This window comes from Amycolatopsis sp. NPDC004368, from assembly GCF_053602515.1.
In genome coordinates, this window is sequence record NZ_JBSGDT010000010.1 from 170,416 (window position 1) to 188,846 (window position 18,431).

Genomic DNA, 18,431 nt, shown 5'->3' on the forward strand with positions numbered 1-18,431 from the left:
ATTGCGCGCAACCTATCTGCGAAAAAAGTTGCCGGGTGCGGAAGGCTGCCCCCATGACGACCCCGCCCGAACGCCCCGAACCGCCCAAGGACGCCGACGAGCGCACGCAACTCACGACGTTCCTCGACTTCCTGCGCGCCAGTGTCGTCTGGAAGTGCGGTGGCCTCACCGACGAGCAGGCCCGCCGCCGGCATCTGCCCAGTGAGCTCACCACCATCGCCGGGCTGCTCGGGCACCTCGTGCTCGTGGAGAACTTCTGGTTCCGCGTGGTCCTCGACGGCCGGCCCGACGTGTGGGAGGAGGCTCTGGAGCTCGACCCCGACGCCGAGTTCCGCGCGGCGCTGACCACACCGATCGAGCAGCTCATCGCCGACTACGAGGCCGAGGTCGCGCTCTGCCGCGAGGTCGTGGCGGCGCGCGAGTTCACCGACACCGCGCCCTACAGGGACGGGCGGATCACCGTGCGCTGGGTCGTCGCGCACATGATCGAGGAGACCGCCCGCCACCTCGGCCACCTCGACCTGCTGCGCGAGCTGACCGACGGCCTCACCGGCGAGTGAGCCGCTTCGGCGGCAGCGGCACGAACCCGCTCGTGCGCTCCACGTACGTGGCGTAGCCCGGCCGCGTGCGCGCCATGCCCTTCTCCAGCATGGGTTTCCCGGTGCCGCGCGCGAGGGTGTAGGTCATGGCGACGGGCGACAGGATCGTCGCGGCGCCGGGCCACGTCGAGCAGGCCAGCAGGTACAGGCCCCACCACACGCAGGCGTCGCCGAAGTAGTTCGGGTGCCGCGTATAGCGCCAGAGCCCGGTGTCGAGCACCTTGCCGTGGTTGTCCGGGTCGGCGCGGAAGCGGCTGAGCTGGGCGTCGCCGACGGACTCGAACGTGAAGCCGAGCAGCCACACGGCGACGCCGATCCAGCCGAGCACGCCGAGCCCGGTGCCGTACATCGCGAATTGCACCGGCAGCGACACGAACCACAGGATCACGGCCTGGACCAGGTAGACGCGCACGAAGATCCGCGCGCCGGGATTGTCCCCGGCGCGGTCGACCATCCGCTGGTAGCGCGGGTCCTCCGGCTTGCCGTGGTTGCGCACGTGCAGGTGGACGGCCAGCCGCACGCCCCACACCACCGTGAGCGCCGCGGTGACCAGGCGCAGTGACAGCGGCCCGGAACCGAAGGGGAACGCGACCACGGCGACGAGCGCGAAACCGAGTCCCCAGAACGTGTCGATGGTGTCGTAGCGGCCGCGCAACCGGGCGATCCCGAACGTCGCCGTCACTGCCACCAGCACGGCCCCCGCGGTGAGCCCGACGAGCGGGCCGAGGCCGATCACGCCCACTCCCGCGTGGCCGGCAGCCCGGAGGCGCCGCCCTCGGCCGGCCGCACGGCCAGGACCTGGTCCACACCCATGCGGTTCTCCTCGAACGCCAGCGCCCCGCCGACCAGGTAGAGCCGCCACACGCGAGCCTCGGCCTCGCCGACCAGCGCGACGGCCTCGGCCCAGTGGAACTCCAGCGTCTCGGCCCACTCGCGCACGGTCGTCACGTAGTGCTCGCGCAGCGCGTGCACGTCGCGGATCTCGAACCCGGCCGTCTCGAGGTGCCCGAGCGTGCGGCTCAGCGGCCGCATCGTCATGTCCGGCGCGATGTAGCGCTCGATGAACGGCCCGCCGCCGGGCGCGGTGTCGCCCGCGCGCCCGCGTGACATCTGTTGCAGCACGAGCCGGCCGGCCGGGTGGAGCATGCGGAAGAGCGTAGCGGCGTACGTCGGATAGTTCTCCTCGCCGACGTGCTCGCCCATCTCGACGGACGCGACGGCGTCGAACGGCGCGTCGGCCAGCTCCCGGTAGTCCTGCCGGCGCACCTCGACGCGGTCCTCGAGATCGTGCTGCTTCAGCCGGGCCCGCACGTGCTGCACTTGCTGGGCCGAGAGTGTGACCCCGACCGCGTGCACGCCGTGGTGCTTCGCCGCGTGCACCAGCAGCGACCCCCAGCCGCAGCCGACGTCGAGCAGCCGCAAGCCGGGGCGCAGGCCGAGCTTGCGGCAGATCAGCTCGAGCTTGTCGTGCTGGGCCTGCGCGAGACCGTAACCCTTGGCGTCGGAGGTCCAGTACGCCGACGAGTAGGCCATCGAGTCGTCGAGCAGCAGCTGGTAGAACGCGTTGGACAGGTCGTAGTGGTGGGCGATGGCCGAGCGGTCGCGCCGCTTGCTGTGCAGCGCGCCGGTCAGCCGCGCCTCCTCGGCGGGCGGTTTCGGCGGCGGTCCCAGCACACCCAGCCGCGCGGCCAGCGACGCCGCTTCGGCCCAATCCCGCGGGCCGAGTTTCACCCCGCTCAGCTCACCGGAGCGGGTCAGCGCCCAGATCCGCCGGAACCCGTCGGCGAGGTCGCCTTCCACGTCGAGGTCGCCCGACACGTACGCGCGCGCCAAGCCGAGCTCGCCCGGTGCGTAGAGCAGCCGGCGCAGTGCACGGCGGTTGTTCAGGACGACGGTCGGGCCCTCGGGCCCCACGCGGTCGCCGTCCCACGTGCGGACGGCGATCGGCAGCGGCGCGCCGAGGAGGCGTTCGACGAAGGTGGCCAGGCGGCCGGCGGTGGTGTTCGGCATGACCGGTGTTCGGAGCCGGTGCGGCGGCGGATGGGTCTCGTCAATTCCCCCTTCCGCCCGTTCGCCCGCACGAGCGACCAATCCGGGTCGGAAGCGGTGCCGAATCCCCGCCGTGCACCAGACCACGGGACACCACCCCAGCCGGCACCGCATCGCCGTCATCGGCAGCGGTGTCGCCGGCCTCACCGCCGCCTACCTGCTGCAGCGCCGCCACGAAGTGCTGCTGTTCGAAGCCGACTCGCGGCTCGGCGGGCACGCCCACACCCACGACGTGCCGAGCGCGCACGGCGGCACGATCGGCGTGGACTCCGGCTTCATCGTCCACAACGAACGGACCTACCCGACGCTGCTGCGCTTGTTCGGCGAGCTCGGCGTGCGCACGCGCGAGACCGAGATGTCGATGAGCATCCACTGCGAGGGCTGCGGCCTCGAGTACGCCGGGGCGAAGGGGCTGAGCGGCCTGTTCGCGCAGTGGCGCAACGCCACCGACCACCGCTACCTGCGGATGCTCGCCGAGGTCAAGCGCTTCCACCGGCACGCGGGCCGGCTGCTGCAGCGTGAGGAAGCCGGCGACGTCGGGCTCGGCGCGTTCCTCGCCATCGGCGGTTACTCGCGCTACTTCGTGGACCACTTCGTGCTGCCGCTCGTGTCCACGGTCTGGTCGGCCGACCGCACGGACACCTTGAAGTACCCCGCGCGCTACCTGTTCGAGTTCCTGCGCAACCACGGCATGCTCACGGTGAAGAACTCGCCGGTCTGGCGGACGGTCGAAGGCGGCTCGCGCGAGTACGTGGAGCGGGCCGCCAAGCAGCTCACCGCCGTGCACCTGTCGACCCCGGTCCGTTCGGTGCGGCGGACCGCGCGCGGCGCCGAGGTCCGCGACGACGCCGACACCCCCCACCGCGTCGACCGGGTCGTGATCGCCACCCACGCCGACCAGGCGCTGCGCCTGCTGGCCGGCCCGACACCGGCCGAGCGCGAGGTGCTCGGCGCGTTCCGCTACTCCCGCAACGACGCCTGGCTGCACACCGACACGAGCGTGCTGCCCACGGCCGCGGCCGCGCGGTCCGGGTGGAACTACCGCACACCCGTGTGCGGCGCCGGCAGCGACGCCGTGCAGGTCAGCTACGACATGAACCGCCTGATGCGCCTGGCAGAGCCCACTGGTTACGTCGTCACGCTCAACCCGCGCGACGAGCCCGACGCCGCGTCCGTGGTGGCGAAGATGACCTACGAGCACCCGGTGTACACGCCGGAATCCGTGGCCGCGCAACGGAAACTGGCGACGCTCAACGACGGGGTCATGGCCTACGCCGGCGCCTACCACGGCTGGGGTTTCCACGAGGACGGCTGCTCGTCGGGCGTCCGCGCGGCCGAGAGCTTCGGGGTGAGCTGGTGACCGCCGCCCTGTACGACGCCACGGTCGGCCACGTGCGCCGCGCCGATCCGCCGCACGCGTTCGTGCACAAGCTCTACGTGTGGGTCACGGAGCTGCCGCGGGACGGCGAGGCCCCGCGGCTGCCGTGGTGGCTGCGGCCGTTCGCGGGTTTCGACGGCCGCGACCACTTCGAGCCCGGCGTCGCCGGTCCCATCCGGTCCAAACTGGACCGCTGGCTCGCGCACCGCGGAGTGGATCTGCGCGGCGGGCCGGTGACGATGCTCGCCTCGGCGCGCGTGCTCGGGTACGTGTTCAACCCGATCACGGTCTACTGGTGCCACACCCCCGACGGCGCGCTCGACTGCGTGGTCGCCGAAGTCCACAACACCTACGGCGGGCGGCACGCGTACCTGCTGCGCCCCGACGAGGCCGGTCGGTCGCGGGCCGAGAAGGAGTTCTACGTGTCGCCGTTCCAGGAGATGACGGGGGAGTACCGCATGCGGCTGCCGCGCCCGGACGCGCTGCTCGACCTCACCGTCGTCCTGCACCACGGCGCCGGCCGGGATGCCGGTCCGGATGTCGCGGTGCCGCTGCTCGCTACGCTGAGGGGAGTCCGGCGGCCGGCGGGAGCACGGTCGTTCGCACGGCTCGTGCTCGGCCGGCCGCTGCAGCCGCAGCGGGTGGCTGCGCTGATCCGCCGCCACGGCGTGGCGCTGTGGCTGCGCAAGGCCCCCGTCGCGGCCCGGACCCCGCAGAACTCGTCAGGAGCGCTCCATGGATGAGACCGCCCGGCCCCGCCCCGTCGCGGCCGTTCCGGTGGGCGACGAGCACGCGCCGCCCACGGCCGAGGATCTCATGGCCCAGGTGGCCAAGGGCGACGAGCGTGCGTTCGAGCTGCTCTACGACCAGCTCGCCGGCCCCGTCTACGGCCTGGTGCGGCGCATCGTGCGCGACGCGGCGCAGTCGGAGGAGGTGGCGCAGGAGGTGCTCGTGGAGCTGTGGCGCACCGCCACGCGCTACTCGCCGGAGAAGGGCAGTGCGCTCAACTGGGCGATGACGCTGGCCCACCGCCGGGCCGTCGACCGCGTGCGGTCCGCGCGGGCCGGCACCGAGCGCGAGCGCAAGGCGACCTTCGAGGCCGCGCGCGGCCGGCCGTTCGACGAGGTGGCCGAATCGGTCACCGCCCGGCTGGAGCGCTCGCAGGTGCGCCGCTGCCTCAAGACGCTCACGGAGCTGCAGCGCGAATCGGTGCTGCTGGCCTACTACCAGGGCTACACCTACCGCGAGGTCGCCGACGTGCTGGCGACCCCGCAGGGGACGATCAAGACGAGAGTGCGCGACGGGTTGATCCGGCTGCGTGACTGCCTGGGGGTGACCGCGTGAACTCACCGGAGATGCACACGTTGACGGGTGCGTACGCGCTGGACGCCCTGTCGGAGACCGAGCGCGCCCTGTTCCGCCGGCACCTCGAGCAGTGCGAGGCCTGCGCCCAGGAGGTCCGCGAGCTGCGGGCCACCGCGGCCCGGCTCGGCGTGGCGATGGGCGAGGAGCCACCTGAATCGCTGAAGCAGCGCGTGCTGGCCGAGATGCGCTCGACGCGGCAGCTGCCGCCGCTGACCGGACCCGAGCCGGGCGAACGCTCGCGCGGCCGGCGCCGCTGGCCGCTGATCGTGACCTCGGCCGCCGCGGTGGTGGGCCTCGCGCTCGCCGGTGTGTTCGGCGGCCTCGCCTCGACCACGCAGGGCCGGCTCGACGCTGCGCAGTCGCAGCTGGACCAGGCCCGCCTGCGCTACCAGCCCGTGGCCGACATCCTGGCCGCGCCCGACGCGCAGGCGATCCACGGCACCGCCCCCGGCGGGGGCGGCGGCACGGTGGTCGTGTCGAAGCAGCTCGACCGCATGATGTTCATGGAGTCGAACCTGCCGCCCTACCCGGCCGGGCACGTCTACCAGGCGTGGCTGATGGGACCGAACCTCCCGCCGCGCCCGGCCGGGCTGTTGCCGGGCGGGCCCGCGGGTTCGCTGGTGGTGGCCGACGGGCTGGCGGGCGCCGACCAGTTCGCGATCAGCGTCGAGCAGGCGGGCGGCTCGCCGACCGGAAAGCCTTCCGACGACGTGGTTCTCGTGATGTCGATGCCGGCCTGAGCGGCGGCACCGGTTCCTTCCTGGCGGGTTTTCCCAGCGTCATAGCAGACGATTGGATCACCGGGCGATCGGGTTCCCGCTCTTGCGCACGCGTTCGCGTTGTGGCAAAACACCTTTGCCGCACACGGCGTGGCTACTGGATTCGAGCCTGCCCGGTGCCTACCGTCCTGCTCTAACGCCGGTGGTTGACATAACTCTCATTCTCGGGTTGAGGGTGAGGGTTGCGGCCCCGGAGGGCAGCACGAGCACATCACGATCAGGAAGGCGGCCACGATGACGCCCCCGCACAACTACCTTGCGGTGATCAAGGTCGTCGGCATCGGCGGCGGCGGCGTGAACGCCGTGAACCGGATGATCGAGGTCGGCCTCAAGGGTGTCGAGTTCATCGCGGTGAACACCGACGCGCAGGCACTGCTCATGTCCGACGCCGACGTCAAGCTCGACATCGGCCGGGAGCTCACGCGAGGTCTCGGCGCCGGCGCCGCCCCCGAGGTGGGGCAGAAGGCGGCCGAGGACCACCGCGAAGAGATCGAAGAGGTCATCAAGGGCGCCGACATGGTGTTCGTGACCGCCGGCGAGGGTGGTGGCACCGGCACCGGTGGCGCCCCCGTGGTCGCGCAGATCGCCCGCAAGCTGGGCGCGCTGACCATCGGCGTGGTGACCCGCCCGTTCACCTTCGAGGGCAAGCGCCGCGGCAAGCAGGCCGAGGACGGGATCCAGCAGCTGCGCAACGAGTGCGACACGCTGATCGTGATCCCGAACGACCGGCTGCTGCAGCTCGGCGACATCGGCGTGTCCCTCATGGACGCGTTCCGCTCCGCCGACGAGGTGCTGCTGTCCGGTGTCCAGGGCATCACCGATCTGATCACGACCCCCGGTCTGATCAACCTCGACTTCGCCGACGTGAAGAGCGTGATGTCCGGCGCGGGCTCCGCGCTCATGGGCATCGGCTCGGCGCGCGGGGAGGGCCGGGCCATCCAGGCGGCGGAGAAGGCGATCAACTCGCCGCTGCTGGAGGCGTCGATGGACGGCGCCCACGGCGCGCTGCTCTCGATCGCGGGCGGGTCGGACCTCGGCCTGTTCGAGATCAACGAGGCCGCGTCCCTGGTGCAGGAGTCGGCGCACCCTGACGCCAACATCATCTTCGGCACGATCATCGACGACTCCCTCGGCGACGAGGTGCGGGTCACGGTGATCGCCGCCGGCTTCGACGCCGGCGCGCCCACGCACAAGAAGCTCGACCCGCCGGCCTTCGGCTCGCGCTCGGGGGGCACCACGGCTTCGGCCGCCGCCGGGCACGTCGGTGGCTCGCAGCCGTCGACGCCGACCGGAGGGGCCACGCCGGTGCCGCCGGCGAGCAGCTCGGGCTACCCGGTGGCGCCGCCGCGCACGCAGCCGCCGCTGCCGCAGCCCGGCACCCCGCCGGGCGGCCTGCCCCAGCCGGGCGGCGGCTCGCGCGGCTACTCGCCGATCGGCTCCGGGCCCACGACCGGCAGTCTGCCGAGCCGGCCCGCCACGGTGCACGACGACCCGTCGGACGACGAGGTCGACGTGCCGCCGTTCATGCGCCGCTAGCGGATCCGCTTCCGAAGGCCACCCCGACCCCGCTTGAGTTCACGGGGGTCGAGGTGGCCTTCGGCGTGTTTTCGCGGGTTTTGGAAGGATGGCCGGGTGCGAGTACGACGAGTCGTGACGACCAGGGCGGGCGGGGCTTCCCGGCCGCCGTACGACAGCTTCAACCTCGGTGACCACGTCGGGGACGAAGAAGGCAACGTCTTCGCGAACCGCAGGCGGCTGGCTTCCGAGCTCGGCCTCGCGGAAGAGCGGCTGGCGTGGATGGAGCAGGTGCACGGCCGCACGGCCACCGTGGTGGACGGCACCGAGACCCGGGCGGCCGAGGCCACCGACGCGCTGGTCACGGACAAGCCCGGCGTGGCGCTTGTGGTCCTCGTCGCCGACTGCGTGCCGCTGCTGATGGCCGACCCCGGGGCCGGCGTGGTCGCGGCGGTGCACGCCGGGCGCGTGGGCGCGCGCGTCGGCGTGGTGCCGGCGGCCGTGGCGGCCATGCGCGACCTGGGCGCCGAACCGGCCCGCATCGAGGCGCTGCTCGGCCCGGCGATCTGCGGCGAGTGTTACGAGGTGCCCGCCGCCATGGCGGCCGATGTCGAGAAGCATGTGCCCGGCAGCGCGTGCAAGACCCGCCAGGGCACGTCGGGGCTCGACCTGCGCGCCGGGCTCTGGCAGCAGCTCGCGGGGCTCGGTGTCGGGCGCATCGGCGTCGACCCGCGCTGCACGGCGGAGGACAAGACGTTGTTCAGCTACCGCCGCGACGGGACCACAGGCCGGCTCGCCGGGATCACGTGGCTGGAGCAGGAGTGAGCGACGAGCGGCGCGAAGAGCTGGCGGCCTCGCTCGCCGGGATCGAGGAGCGGATCGCCACGGCGTGCGCGGCCGCGGGGCGCGCGCGTGACGAGGTGCGGTTGCTGGGGGTCACCAAGACCTTCCCGGCGTCCGACGCCGCGCTCCTGGTCGATCTGGGGCTGGCGAACCTGGCGGAGAACCGCGACCAGGAGGCGGGCCCGAAGGCCGCGGAGGTGCCGGGCGCGCGCTGGCACATGGTCGGCAGCCTCCAGCGCAACAAGGCGCGTTCGGTCGTGCGCTGGGCGGCCGAGGTCCAGTCGGTCGACTCCGCGCGGCTGGCCGACGCGCTGGGCCGCGCCACCGGCGCCGCGCGGGAGGCGGGGGAGCGGGCCGAACCGCTCGACGTGCTGATCCAGGTGAGCCTCGACGGCGATCCGGCACGCGGCGGCACCCCACTGACCGAGGTGGCGGGGCTGGCCGAGCACATCACTCACGTGGGTGAGCTGAGGTTGCGTGGGGTGATGGCTGTCGCACCTCGGGAGGAAGAACCGGGCAGGGCCTTTGCCCTGCTTGCCCAGGTCGCGGAGCGTCTTCGCAAAGATCACCCGAATGCCGCAGAAGTCTCCGCCGGGATGAGCCATGATCTCGAACAGGCGATCACGCACGGCTCGACCTGTGTGCGTGTCGGAACCGCGCTGCTCGGCGGGCGCGGTTTAGCCTCGCCGTAGGGAGTCCGGTCGGCCGTCACGTTTCGTGTTCGGCCGGGTGGGGTAGCACGGTGCGGGAGCGGCTAGGGCTAGGGAGAGGCATGAGCGCGCTGCAGAAGCTGAAGGCCTACTTCGGGATGGTGCCCGCTGACGAAGACGGCTATGACGTCGAGGACGAGGACTACCGGCGTGACTACGACGACGAGTACGACTCCTACGAAGAGCCGCCGGCGCGTTCGCGCACACGGTACCGCGACGTGGACGACACGTACGACGAGCCCGCTCCGCGAGCCCGGTCACGGTCGGTCACCGCTGCGGAGCCGACCACGCACGGTGCACTCGCCGTGGACCGCCAGCCCGAGCCCGTCGCCCGGCTGCGGCCGGTCACCGAGCCCGTGCGCGCACCGTCTCGCGATCCGTTGAGCCGCATCACCACGCTCCACCCGACGAGCTACGTCGAGGCGCGGGCGATCGGCGAGCACTACCGCGAGGGCATCCCCGTGATCATCAACCTCACGGAGATGGAGAACGCGGACGCGAAGCGGCTCGTGGACTTCGCCGCGGGTCTGGCGTTCGCGCTGCGCGGGTCGATGGACAAGGTCACCAACAAGGTGTTCCTTCTCTCACCGCCCGATGTGGACGTGACCGCGGAGGACCGTCGGCGGATCGCCGAGGGCGGGCTTTTCCTCCGCGGCTGAAGTGCGGCCGAAGTCCGGCGGACCGCTGGGCGCAGCCAGACGTGATTTTGTCGACTCGGCGCCACGCCGGGCCTGCTGGCTGCGGCTTCCCCCGGCGTCCCCCGCTAGAGTGGTCGCGTGAATGCTGTGTGGCTGGTGATCTGGTACGTGCTGTTCGCCTTCTGGCTTCTGTTGACGGCGCGTATCGTGATCGAGCTCGTGCGGACCTTCGCACGGGAGTGGCGTCCCGCCGGAGGGGTTGCGGTGACGCTCGAGACCATCTACACAGTGACCGACCCGCCGGTTCGTCTGTTCAGACGAATGATCCCGATGGTTCGGATCGGCGGGATGGGACTGGACTTATCGATTATGGTGCTGCTGTTGGTTGTGTTCTTCGCGATGCAACTGGCAACTCCCAGGTGATCGGGGAAACTTGGGTGGACCCTGCAGGCCATGGAGTGCGTGAGGTGATCTGATGTCGTTGACCCCCGCTGACGTGCACAACGTCGCGTTCAGCAAGCCGCCCATCGGCAAGAGGGGCTACAACGAGGACGAGGTGGACGCGTTCCTCGACCTGGTGGAGACCGAGCTTGCCCGGTTGATCGAGGACAACAACGAGCTGCGTCAGCAGGTCGAACAGCTCGACAACGAGCTCGAGTCGACCCGCGGTGAGCTCGAGAACGCGAAGGTGAGCGGTCCTCCGCCGGTGCGGGACGAGCCGTCCCGCCGCCTGGCGCCCGTGCCGCCGCCGGCCTCGGCGATGGAGCAGACGCAGGCTCACTCGATGGTCGGTGACAGTGGCGAGCCGAACGTGCAGGCCGCCAAGGTCCTCGGCCTGGCCCAGGAGATGGCCGACCGGCTCACCGCCGAGGCCAAGACCGAGTCCGACGGCATGCTGGCGGAGGCGCGGACCAAGTCCGAGCAGCTGCTTTCCGACGCCCGGGCGAAGTCCGACTCCATGGTCAACGAGGCGCGCACGCGTGCCGAGACCATGCTGAACGACGCGCGCACGCGTGCCGAGACGCTCGAGCGCCAGGCCCGCGACAAGGCGACCACCATGGAACGCGAGTCGCAGCGCAAGTACACCGAGACGATGAACAACCTGAATGCCGAGAAGGGTTCGCTGGGCAAGAAGATCGAAGAACTGCGCACCATCGAGCGCGAGTACCGCACTCGCCTGCGCGGCTTCCTCGAGTCCCAGCTGCGCGAACTCGACGACCGCGGCTCCGCGGCTCCGGCCTCGGCGTCGTCGAACACGAGCCAGTCCTCCGCCTCCACCGGCGGCCAGGGCTACTCCTTCGGTCCGCGCGCCGAAGCCGGCTGAGGTTCTTCGCTCGGCTCTTCGTGGCTCTGACGCCCCGCCGGATCCTCTCCCCGAGGATCCGGCGGGGCGTCGTCATGCCCGATTGCGGAGTAGGGCTTGCTGCGGTTTTCGCAGTTTCTGTAGTCGGGCGGTGGCAATTCGTGATCGGTTTATCGGCCGAGTGGGTAATGGCCCCTTCGCATTCGGTGAGGGAATGCGCACGGAATGTCGTGGTGGGGAATTCGGTAGTGGGTGATCGGGCCGTGAAAGTGCCCGTTCGGGCCGATCTGGATCACGAGTTTTTCCTGAGGTGGCCTGGTGATGTTCCGGCTGCTGCCGGGGGTGGTGCACACGGAGCGCGCCCGGCTGCTCGCGGACTGCGAGGACCATGACGGCTGCCGTCTGGTGAGGTGAGGCCGCGCGCCGGCCGGTCTTGCCGTCGGAGTCAGGTGCCTGCGTGATCGCTCGTGGCCGATGGGGGTGCGTGGCTTCGGGGTGACCCCCGGAGGGCTCCATCGCCGGGCAGTGCCGAAGGCCGGTCGCGGGTGCGATGGGGGTGTGCCGGGTCGGCCTGAGTGGTCGTGGCTCGAAGTGGCCGGAGTGTGTCGGGTCTTGGGGGAGTGAGTGGTCGATTTGGGTGTTTCGGCGCAGTGATCGACCGCTCGGCGATGTGCCCCGGAGCCGGGCCGGCCGGTGGGTTGATCTTCGGCGGCGGACCCCGAGGGAAGTGGCCACGGAATGCAGCCGGTGCGGTACCCGGCGTGGGCGGGTCGTGACCCGGGATCCGGGTTTCACGTGCTGTAATTCAGCGTGCTCTACATCGTCCTCGTACTGGTGGTGGCGGCGCTCGCGCTGCTCGTCACCGCGCTCATCACGGCCGGCCCGCTGTGGGCGTGGGTCTCGATCGGTCTATCGGTGGTCGCCGGCCTGATCCTGCTCGTGGATTGGCTGCGGAGGCGGAACCGGCCGGACGCTGGGGAAGCCAAGCCGGCCGGTGGGGAAGCCGCGGGCGCGGCGACGGCCGAGGAGCTCGACGCCGAGCAGACCGCTCTGCTGCCGTCGAGGGGGGAGCTCGGGGATCCGGCCGACGTGCCCGAGCCGGAGATCGAGCCGGAACCCGCGGCCGGGACCGAAACGAAGACCGAGGCCGGCACCGCCGCGGCGAAGGAGTCGCCGGCGGGCGGCACCGTCGTGGCTGCCGGTGCCGGGCAGGCCGCGGACAAAGCCGTTACCACCGAATCCGCGGAGAAGGCCCCGCCCGTCAGGGAGACGCCGCCGGCGGAGGAGGAGACGAGCGCGGAGGACCTGGCGGTCGTCAAGGAACTCGACGACCAGGTGGTCGTGGTCGACGAGTACCCGCGCTACCACCTGGTCGATTGCCCCTGGCTCTCCGGGCGCGACACGATCCCCATCGGGGTCGGCGAGGCGCGCCAGCTCGGCTTCACGCCGTGCGCGCGCTGCGGGCCCGACGCCGTGCTCGCCGCGGCGCACCGCTAGAGCCCGAGGACCTCGCCCAGCGCCGCGCGCCCCGAGTCGGTCAAGCGCACGGCGCGGTGGGCGCGGGCGCGGCGGCGCAACCAGCCGGCGTCGAGAAAACTGCTGGTGACGGCCGCGCCGAGCGCCTCCGCCAAGTGGTGGCGCTGCTCGCTCCACTCGAGACGGAAGCGCAGCAACGGCCGGCGCGCCGAGGACACCGCGGCCAGGTCGACGCCCAGCGCCGCGAACACCCGTGGCGGCGGGGCCCAGCGCGTACGGATGATCCTGCAGCTGCGCGGAAATCCGGTCACCGGGGCGGCGCGCGGTGGTCGGGTCACCGTCCACAGTGATCAGTGCGCCGCGGGAAACGAGGGCGGCGGTGACGGCGACGCCGAGCTGTCCGGCGACGTGGTCGTACTGTGCCGATCGTTCTGTGCCGATCGTTGCCAATTCGACCACAGTCACGGCCGAATGAACTTCGCGGCAACGGTCACTTGCCAGGTGGGGGTCGGCCTGCTTTTGGTCGGATTGGCCGCATGTGCGCGCCGTACACAGGGCTTCCGCGCGCGTGCCTTCGCGCAGCGAACGGACCGGTTGCGCCGGGGAGAACCGCGCGAGCGTCTCCAGCAGCTCGGGCGCCGCGCCGGCGAGGCGGTAGAAGCGGTGCCGTCCGGAGCTTTCCGCGGTGACGACGCCCGCCGCCGGCAGCTTGGCCAGGTGCGCACTCGTGCCCTGCGCCGAAAGACCCGCCTCGGCGGCCGGCACCGAGGCCGCCGGCGCCCGGCCGTCGCCGAGGGCCATCAGCACCCGCACGCGCGCCGGATCGGCGAACAGGGCCGCGGTCGCGGCGATGTCGGCGTCGCCCTTCGGACCGCCCACGCCGTCGGGGGTGCACCCACCACACTTCCACCGCGACCGAACCGTCCCCGGGGTTCACTGGGGACCATGAGACCGGCCCTCCTGATCACCCTGTGCACCGGGATGTTCCTGGTACAGCTCGACGTGACCGTCGTGAACGTCGCCCTGCCCACGCTCGGCACCCAGCTGCACGCGGGCCTCACCGCGCTGCAGTGGGTCGTCGACGGCTACTCGGTCGTCCTCGCCGCGCTGCTGCTGGCGGGTGGCGCGCTCGGTGATGTCCTCGGCCACCGCGGTGTGGTGCTCACCGGGCTGGCCGTGTTCGGCGCCGCGTCCGCCGCGTGCGGCCTCGCGCAGACGGCGAGCTGGCTGAGCGCCGCCCGTGCGGCGCAGGGGATCGGCGCCGCGCTGCTGCTGCCCGGCACGCTCGCCGTGATCAACCGGCAGTGCCCCGACCCCGCCACCCGCGCCCGTGCGCTGGGCGTGTGGGCCGGGGTGTCGGCGCTCGCGCTGCCGGCCGGCCCGTTGCTCGGCGGGCTGCTCGTGTCCTTCGCCGGCTGGCGGCCGGTGTTCCTGCTCAACGTCCCAGTCACCCTCGTCGCCGCGGTCGCGATCCACCGGCTCCTCGGCCCGAGCCTCCGCACCCCCGGCCGGGTCGACCTGCCCGGCGCCGCCACCGCCGCGCTCGCCCTCGGCGCCGGTGTCTACGCCGTGATCGGGCGCCAGCCCCTCGTCGCGCTGCTCGCCGCGGCGGCCGCGGTGGCGTTCGTGGTGATCGAGCACCGCGCCGCCGACCCGATGCTGCCGCTGTCGGTGCTGTGCCGTCGGCGCACCGCCGGTGCCACCGTGATCTGCGCGGTCATGAACTTCGCCGGCCTCGGCTCGGTGCTCGTGTTCACGCTCTACCTGCAGGGTGTGCTCCACCTGTCACCGCTGGAAGCCGGCCTGGCGATGCTGCCGCTGTTCCTGCCCCTGGTCCTGCTGAGCCCGCTCAGCGGCCGCCTCGCCGCGCGCCGCCCGCGGCCGCCGATCCTCGCCGGGCTGCTGCTCGGCGCGCTGGGCCTGACCGGGCTCCTGCGGGTGGACGCGACCACGGGCTACGCGACCCTGCTGCCCGCGTTCCTCGTGTTCGGCACCGGCATGGGCCTGCTCACCGCCGCCGTCGTCACGGCCGCGGTCGCCGACGCGCCGCCGGAGCGCGCGGGCATCGCCGGCGGCGTCAACAACGCCGCGCGCCAGGCCGCCGGCGCGCTCGGTGTCGCGGTTTTCGGTGCTGTGGCAGGGGATCCGGCCCAGCGCGACGGTTTCGTCCACGGCCTGCACACGCTCGGTCTCGTCGCAGCGGGGCTGTGGGTCGCGGCCGCGGCCCTCGCCGTCGTCACGACGGGTCGCCGGGTCACCGCGAACTCGGTTGCGCACCCGGGCTAACCTGGTACCAGCAAGGCGTCGATCCGGCCATCACCGGGGAGCCTCCGGAAGAACAGGGCGCGTGCGTCCCCAGTAGACCCGGACGGGGCGGCCCGTCACAGCCGACGAACGAGTGGCCCGGCGAGCACCAAGCCGGGCAAGCGGGGTGGTACCGCGTGACGCGCGAGCGTCTCGTCCCCGTGTGGGTGACCGGTAGGCGCCGGTCGTCCGTACGCGAGCGACGAACGCAAGGAGCGCACCCCGATGTACCCGAAGGCCCAGGTGGACGGCGAGGAGTCAGTCCCCGCCCAGCCGTCGTTCCCCGCGCTGGAGCAGCGCGTGCTCGAGTACTGGGAGACCGACCGGACGTTCCAGGCCTCGATCGACGCGCGCCCGGCCGGGGCGAACGGCGACAACGAGTACGTGTTCTACGACGGCCCGCCGTTCGCCAACGGCCTGCCGCACTACGGGCACCTGCTCACCGGGTACGTGAAGGACATCGTCCCGCGCTACCAGACGATGAAGGGCAAGCACGTCGAGCGCCGGTTCGGGTGGGACACCCACGGCCTGCCCGCGGAGCTCGAGGCGATGCGCCAGCTCGGCATCACGGAGAAGGAAGAGATCGAGGCGATGGGGGTCGCCAAGTTCAACGAGGCCTCCCGCGAATCCGTGCTGCGCTACACCAAGGAGTGGGAGGAGTACGTCACCCGCCAGGCGCGCTGGGTCGACTTCGACCACGACTACAAGACGCTCGACCTGTCCTACATGGAGTCGGTCATCTGGGCGTTCAAGCAGCTGTGGGACAAGGGCCTGGTGTACGAGGGCTACCGCGTGCTGCCCTACTGCTGGCGTGACGAGACGCCGCTGTCCAACCACGAGCTGCGGATGGACGACGATGTCTACCGCACGCGCCAGGACCCGGCCGTCACCGTCGGGTTCCGCTTGGAGGGCAACGGAACCGAGCTCGACGGCACGTACCTGCTCATCTGGACGACCACGCCGTGGACGCTGCCGTCGAACCTCGCCACGGCCGTGCACCCCGAGGTGCGCTACGTCGTGGTGGAGAGCGAGAACTTCCCCGGCAAGCGGTTCCTGCTCGCGGAAGCCCGCGTCGGCGCGTACGCGCGTGAGCTCGGCGAAGAGCCGACCGTCGTGGCGCACTACACGGGTGAGCAGCTGCTCGGAAACCGTTACGCCCCACCGTTCCCGTACTTCCTCGGCCGTGAGAACGCGCACCGGGTCCTCTCGGCCGACTACGTGACGACCGAGGACGGCACCGGCGTCGTGCACATCGCGCCCGCCTACGGTGAAGAGGACAAGGTCGTCACCGACGCCGCGGGCATCACGCCGGCCACCCCGGTCGACGCGCGCGGCCGCTTCGACGCGACCGTGCCCGACTACGAGGGCCAGCAGGTGTTCGAGGCCAACCCGAACATCATCCGCGACCTCAAGAACGGCACGGGTTCCGCCGCTCAGCAGGGTCCGATCCTGCTGCGCCACGAGACCTACGAGCACCCGTACCCGCACTGCTGGCGCTGCCGCAACCCGCTGATCTACCGCGCGGTGTCGTCGTGGTTCGTCGCGGTGACGCAGTTCAAGGACCGCATGGTCGAGCTCAACCAGCAGATCACGTGGTACCCGGACAACGTCAAGGACGGCCAGTTCGGCAAGTGGCTGGAGAACGCCCGCGACTGGTCGATCTCCCGCAACCGCTACTGGGGTTCGCCGATCCCGGTGTGGCAGTCGGACGACCCGACCTACCCGCGCACGGACGTCTACGGTTCGCTCGACGAGCTGGAGCGCGATTTCGGCGTGCGGCTGGACAACCTGCACCGCCCCTACATCGATGAGCTGACCCGGCCGAACCCGGACGACCCGACCGGCAAGTCGGTGATGCGCCGCGTGCCCGAGGTGCTCGACGTGTGGTTCGACTCGGGCTCGATGCCGTACGCCCAGGTGCACTACCCGTTCGAGAACGCCGAGTGGTTCGAGCACCACTACCCGAGCGACTTCATCGTGGAGTACATCGGGCAGACGCGCGGCTGGTTCTACCTGCTGCACGTGCTCGCGACGGCGCTGTTCGACCGGCCGGCGTTCCGCACCTGCATCAGCCACGGCATCGTGCTCGGCTCCGACGGGCAGAAGATGTCGAAGTCGCTGCGGAACTACCCGGACGTGACCGAGGTGTTCGACCGCGACGGGTCCGACGCCATGCGGTGGTACCTCATGGCGAGCCCGATCCTGCGCGGCGGCAACCTCGTCGTCACCGACCGGGGCATCCGCGACGCCGTGCGCCAGGCCGTGCTGCCGCTGTGGAACTCGTACTACTTCCTCGCCCTCTACGCCAACGCCGAGGGCGTGGAAGGCAAGTGGCGTACGGATTCGCGGCACCTGCTCGACCGGTACGTGCTCGCGAAGACCCACGAGCTCGTGACCGACGTCGAGTACGGGCTGGACAACTACGACATCGCCGGCGCGTGCCAGACCGTGCGCGACTTCCTCGAGGTCCTCACGAACTGGTACGTGCGCCGGTCGCGCGACCGCTTCTGGGCGGGTGACCAGGACGCGATCGACACGCTGCACACGGTGCTGGAGGTGACCTCGCGCGTCGTCGCGCCGCTGCTGCCGCTCACGACCGAGACGGTGTGGCGTGGCCTCACGGGCGGCCGTTCGGTGCACCTGACCGACTGGCCGAGCTCGCTCGACCTGCCGGCCGACGCGGCGCTGGTCACGGCCATGGACCGGGTGCGGCAGGTGGCGTCGACGGCGCTGTCGCTGCGCAAGGCCAACAAGCTGCGCGTTCGCCTGCCGCTCGCGAAGCTGCTGGTGGCGGCCGAGGACGTGGAGGCACTGCGCGAGTTCACCGACATCCTGCGCGACGAGGTGAACGTGAAGTCGGTGGAGCTGACCACCGACGTCGCGGCGCACGGCTCGTTCGAGGTCGCGGTGAACGCACGGGCGGCCGGGCCGCGGTTGGGCAAGGACGTGCAGAAGGTCATCAAGGCCGTGAAGGCCGGCGACTGGACCACGAACCCGGGCGGGGTCGTGGTGGCGGCGGGCGTGGAGCTGCTCGACGGCGAGTACGAGCGGCGCCTCGTGGCCAAGGACGGCGGCGCGGCGGCCGAGCTGCCGGGCGGGTCCGGGCTGGTGCAGCTCGACACCGAGGTCACCGACGACCTCAACGACGAGGGTGTGGCCCGGGACCTGGTGCGCGTGGTGCAGCAGGCCCGGCGCGAGGCCGGACTCGACGTGTCCGACCGGATCGCGCTGACGGTCGACGCGCCGGAGAACGTGGTGGCGGCGGTGAAGAAGTTCGAGGAGTTCGTGGCCTCGGAGACGCTGGCCACGTCGGTGGCCTACGGCTCCGTGAGCGCGGGCTTCGAGGGCACGGTCGGCGACGGCGTGAAGGTCCGCGCGGCGGTCGAGAAGGCGTAGTGCTCCGGCCGTCCCGGCGTTGAGCACGAATCGGCGTCGGGACGGCCGCTTTCTCACGTGTAACGCTCCTTGTCCG

17 protein-coding genes are annotated in these 18,431 nt (G+C 71.6%); 14 read left to right on the forward strand and 3 right to left on the reverse strand.

From position 1 onward, the window contains the following. Positions 1 to 53 precede the first annotated feature (53 nt). The gene (locus tag ACWEOE_RS17365; protein WP_452009858.1) at positions 54 to 560 is read left to right on the forward strand and encodes a DinB family protein; all 507 of its coding nucleotides are present in this window, start codon (positions 54 to 56) and stop codon (positions 558 to 560) included. On the opposite strand, the gene ACWEOE_RS17370 is transcribed toward ACWEOE_RS17365, so the two are convergent. Continuing rightward, complete coding sequence (locus ACWEOE_RS17370; RefSeq protein ID WP_452009975.1) at positions 547 to 1,332, reverse strand: DUF1295 domain-containing protein; 786 nt, start codon at positions 1,330 to 1,332, stop codon at positions 547 to 549. The genes ACWEOE_RS17365 and ACWEOE_RS17370 overlap by 14 nt on opposite strands. Further along, positions 1,332 to 2,609 (reverse strand): class I SAM-dependent methyltransferase, encoded by a 1,278-nt coding sequence (locus tag ACWEOE_RS17375; RefSeq protein ID WP_452009862.1) that lies wholly within the window; start codon positions 2,607 to 2,609, stop codon positions 1,332 to 1,334. Before ACWEOE_RS17375 ends, ACWEOE_RS17370 begins: the two co-directional genes overlap by 1 nt. Positions 2,610 to 2,721: 112 nt before the next feature. Between ACWEOE_RS17375 and ACWEOE_RS17380 the strand changes: the two genes are divergently transcribed. The 11 genes from ACWEOE_RS17380 to ACWEOE_RS17430 all read left to right on the forward strand — a co-directional run bounded on the left by ACWEOE_RS17380 (position 2,722) and on the right by ACWEOE_RS17430 (position 12,676). Then, positions 2,722 to 4,008 carry an NAD(P)/FAD-dependent oxidoreductase gene (locus ACWEOE_RS17380; protein ID WP_452009864.1) on the forward strand — a complete coding sequence of 429 codons (1,287 nt, stop codon included), beginning with the start codon at positions 2,722 to 2,724 and terminating at the stop codon, positions 4,006 to 4,008. Beyond that, the gene (locus tag ACWEOE_RS17385; RefSeq protein ID WP_452009978.1) at positions 4,002 to 4,769 is read left to right on the forward strand and encodes a DUF1365 domain-containing protein; all 768 of its coding nucleotides are present in this window, start codon (positions 4,002 to 4,004) and stop codon (positions 4,767 to 4,769) included. Before ACWEOE_RS17380 ends, ACWEOE_RS17385 begins: the two co-directional genes overlap by 7 nt. Then, complete coding sequence (sigK, locus tag ACWEOE_RS17390; RefSeq protein ID WP_452009866.1) at positions 4,762 to 5,370, forward strand: ECF RNA polymerase sigma factor SigK; 609 nt, start codon at positions 4,762 to 4,764, stop codon at positions 5,368 to 5,370. The genes ACWEOE_RS17385 and sigK overlap by 8 nt, the downstream gene beginning before the upstream one ends. After that, on the forward strand, positions 5,367 to 6,131 hold the full coding sequence (locus tag ACWEOE_RS17395) for an anti-sigma factor (RefSeq protein WP_452009869.1): 765 nt from the start codon (positions 5,367 to 5,369) through the stop codon (positions 6,129 to 6,131). The genes sigK and ACWEOE_RS17395 overlap by 4 nt, the downstream gene beginning before the upstream one ends. Before the next feature lie 273 nt (positions 6,132 to 6,404). Beyond that, the gene (gene ftsZ, locus ACWEOE_RS17400) at positions 6,405 to 7,706 is read left to right on the forward strand and encodes a cell division protein FtsZ (protein ID WP_452009872.1); all 1,302 of its coding nucleotides are present in this window, start codon (positions 6,405 to 6,407) and stop codon (positions 7,704 to 7,706) included. Positions 7,707 to 7,802: 96 nt separating this feature from the next. Further along, positions 7,803 to 8,510: a peptidoglycan editing factor PgeF gene (gene pgeF, locus ACWEOE_RS17405; protein WP_452009875.1), complete on the forward strand. Its 708-nt coding sequence runs from the start codon at positions 7,803 to 7,805 to the stop codon at positions 8,508 to 8,510. Then, positions 8,507 to 9,220, forward strand: coding sequence for a YggS family pyridoxal phosphate-dependent enzyme (locus tag ACWEOE_RS17410; protein WP_452009878.1), 714 nt, complete (start codon positions 8,507 to 8,509; stop codon positions 9,218 to 9,220). Before pgeF ends, ACWEOE_RS17410 begins: the two co-directional genes overlap by 4 nt. Positions 9,221 to 9,300: 80 nt before the next feature. Further along, entirely contained in the window at positions 9,301 to 9,897 is a 597-nt protein-coding gene (locus ACWEOE_RS17415) for a cell division protein SepF (RefSeq protein ID WP_452009881.1), read from the forward strand. Between the two features lie 126 nt (positions 9,898 to 10,023). Next, positions 10,024 to 10,299, forward strand: coding sequence for a YggT family protein (locus ACWEOE_RS17420; RefSeq protein WP_452009981.1), 276 nt, complete (start codon positions 10,024 to 10,026; stop codon positions 10,297 to 10,299). A 52-nt stretch (positions 10,300 to 10,351) separates the two neighbouring features. Further along, positions 10,352 to 11,200 carry a DivIVA-like cell division protein Wag31 gene (wag31, locus tag ACWEOE_RS17425; RefSeq protein WP_452009884.1) on the forward strand — a complete coding sequence of 283 codons (849 nt, stop codon included), beginning with the start codon at positions 10,352 to 10,354 and terminating at the stop codon, positions 11,198 to 11,200. Between the two features lie 789 nt (positions 11,201 to 11,989). Continuing rightward, a complete protein-coding gene (locus tag ACWEOE_RS17430) occupies positions 11,990 to 12,676 on the forward strand; it encodes a hypothetical protein (protein WP_452009887.1) in 687 nt (228 codons plus the stop codon). Here the strand turns inward: ACWEOE_RS17430 and ACWEOE_RS17435 are convergent. Then, positions 12,673 to 12,993 carry a hypothetical protein gene (locus ACWEOE_RS17435; RefSeq protein WP_452009889.1) on the reverse strand — a complete coding sequence of 107 codons (321 nt, stop codon included), beginning with the start codon at positions 12,991 to 12,993 and terminating at the stop codon, positions 12,673 to 12,675. The genes ACWEOE_RS17430 and ACWEOE_RS17435 overlap by 4 nt on opposite strands. Positions 12,994 to 13,600: 607 nt before the next feature. Between ACWEOE_RS17435 and ACWEOE_RS17440 the strand changes: the two genes are divergently transcribed. Next, positions 13,601 to 14,941 (forward strand): MFS transporter, encoded by a 1,341-nt coding sequence (locus ACWEOE_RS17440; RefSeq protein ID WP_452009892.1) that lies wholly within the window; start codon positions 13,601 to 13,603, stop codon positions 14,939 to 14,941. 243 nt (positions 14,942 to 15,184) lie between these two features. Beyond that, positions 15,185 to 18,355, forward strand: coding sequence for an isoleucine--tRNA ligase (gene ileS, locus ACWEOE_RS17445; protein ID WP_452009894.1), 3,171 nt, complete (start codon positions 15,185 to 15,187; stop codon positions 18,353 to 18,355). The last annotated feature ends 76 nt before the right edge of the window (positions 18,356 to 18,431 follow it).